The 2,516-nt window shown below is 42.7% G+C and carries 2 protein-coding genes; both read right to left on the reverse strand.

The window, feature by feature from the left end:
* Window positions 1–341 precede the first annotated feature (341 nt).
* Window positions 342–1,460 (reverse strand): TRAP transporter substrate-binding protein DctP, encoded by a 1,119-nt coding sequence (gene dctP / locus ACO4PX_RS09855; protein ID WP_485572517.1) that lies wholly within the window; start codon window positions 1,458–1,460, stop codon window positions 342–344.
* A 353-nt stretch (window positions 1,461–1,813) separates the two neighbouring features.
* Window positions 1,814–2,516, reverse strand: a 703-nt coding sequence (locus tag ACO4PX_RS09860; RefSeq protein WP_485572519.1) for a YacP-like NYN domain-containing protein, incomplete at its 5' end; no start/stop codon positions are given.

Consider the following 2,516-nt stretch of genomic DNA (forward strand, 5'->3'; position numbering starts at 1 on the left):
CGGAGGATGCTAAAATGATGGCGGAAGCGCCAAGAATCCAATGTTTTCTCATAATACCCCTTTCTGTCTACGCAATACTGCTTCGCTTTGTAGTATTTCCTCACAGGAAAGCAACAGTACCGTAAGGTATCTTAGCCCTTATCCAAGGGAGTGTTGTTTAACACGCAAAAAGCACCATCCTATTGGAAATAGGCTGATGCCGATGCTTATGCTAACACCACACCTTCCATGATAGATATTACAAAGCTTTTAGTTAGTTTAATCTATCTTTCAAGGCAGTATTATGACAGAGGAAAGAAAACTTGTCAATCCTCTTATATTAAACACATATCATTCTTTATTTAATCTATTTTCCCAAGCTTTCGTAAAAAATCCGACTCCGGGGATTCCTGATAAAGGGGAGTCAAAAGCTCTTCAATCTTCCCCTTCTCTTCTTTAGAAAAATGGGAGAAGATCACCCCTCTTTTACTTAATTTATTTCGTAGTTCCACCCGCATTTTCTTTACGTATGCTCTTTCCTGTAAGGCCATGGAAAAGGATACATCCTTAAGCAATGCCAGATCTTCTTCCGACAGATTCTCTCTTGCTCTGGAAGAAAGAATTTGCAAATCCAAAACGGGACTGTGATCATCCTCTAAAAAATACTTGGCAGAAAGATTGTGTTCCTGCCGGGCAAATTCCTCCATGGTATTTTCACTACCCTCTACAATTCCGCTTTGCAACGCCTTATAGATTTTATCCTGGGGAAGCTCTCTGGTTTTTCCGAAAAGAAGCTGCAAGGCTCTTCCTATGCGAGACTCATCCTCCACTCCTAAAATCAATCCGTCAAAATCCGCTGCAGAGGTCAGTGGCTTTTCCACGGTATAAAAATCCCGAAAGCCAAGACAATGCCACACCAAAAGCTCCATTCCCTTGCTTTGAAAATCCTCTTGAAAAATAGCTCCCTTGTCTCCATCTAAAACATTCCACATTTCCTCTTCGCTGTCAAAAAGATAGGGAATCTCCATAATGGAGAGCTTTCCGGAAAGCTTCTTTGCAGAAGGTAGAGGCAGTCTTACCATGTCCAGATTACCGGAGCGAAACCGTTCCAACAAAGCCAGGTCGTTATCCTTGTCCTTGGGGCTAAGAATCTTAATCTCTATCCTCCCACGGCTTTTTTCCTTCACTTCTTTGGCAAAACGCTTGGTCATCTGCAAAGTGTAATCATCATTGTTCGCCAATAAGCCGTAAGTTAAAACAATCTTATTATTTTTGCTTTTGATAATGGCGGGATGCCCTGTACCGGAGCAGGCCGTCAAAAAGAAAAAGGAAAATATCAGGAGCAAGGCCCAAAATGTTCGGCGAAAAAAGGGAGAAGAATCGCTACCGTTTCCCCAGTCCTCTCTTTCCAAACTGCTCTTTTCTATTTTTGCAATTTCTGTCCCATCCTTCTGAAAAGAACAGTTCCTATCCCATTTCATCCTTTACCCTCATTTCTCTCTACTGAATAAATTCTTAAATTCATAGAGTATTTCGTCAATGATCGGATAAAAAATAAGTAGATGAGGGAGATAGGATAGATTTACCTAAAACTATTTATGCAGTACAGGTCTGAAAACGGGGCACGCTCCCGCTAGCCTCGCCACGTAGCGGTTCTAAGCTTTTTTAAAAACAAAAGCCAAGAACCGACGGGCTCAGACTACCCCTTATTTCAAACCTGTACTGCATAAAAGCATCTTGCAAAACTAAACCTATCTCCCCCATCTAATTATCTATTTAAAGGAAGGCGGAAATAGGCTCCTTCATTATAGAGAATTATAAATATGTCTCTTCATCACAAAGAGTCGGAAATACGCTTCTTCATGTCTTCTACTTGGAGGGCAAATTCTTTGGAGGAATATACAATGGCGCCCTTTCCTGAAAAGCCCTGAATCTGCACGGCCTGGTCGGAACTGACCACCACTACCGGGTAACCGGACTGGGAAAAATCATTGGCCATTCGACTTAGGGCAAAGTCTGCCGATTCTCCTTCCTTCGTGAAGATCACCTGCATTCGGGGATCCGGCTGCAAGGTTTTCCCCGGATTGCTTTTCACCCGATAAGCATCAAATATCAAATATAAATCCACGTCATGGTATGCCGCATATTCCGAAAGCAGGGGAAGAATCTGCTCTCTTCCCGCCATCAAATCCGTTTGTGCCAGTGCCTTCCATTCTTCCTTGGCAAAAAGAAAGTTATAACCGTCCACCAAAATCTTTTTTCGCTTATTTTTCTTACCCTTCTTGGCATACTGGGCTCTGGCCTCCTCCAGACGAGCTTCCTTCTCCTTGGATAAAAACAATTTTTGCTCGGTGCGAATAGCTTCCTGTCCCCGATTTTTTAAGGGACCGAAGGTTCTTTCAAAAATCGCATTCAGCTCCTCCTCTAAGGAAATGCCTTCTTCGCCCTTTTTCTTTTTCTCCGAGTGCTCCCCTATGTTCTTAAGCTGTAAAGAAGCGGAACCGTTAAGCTTCGAAGATGAACCTCCTGATTTTCCG

The sequence above is a fragment of the Oribacterium sp. genome, assembly GCF_057249185.1.

Bases quoted from the DNA above. Each gene is read 5' to 3' on its own strand.
- dctP (WP_485572517.1), bottom strand. From the start codon at position 1,460: ATGAAATGGGATAGGAACTGTTCTTTTCAGAAGGATGGGACAGAAATT.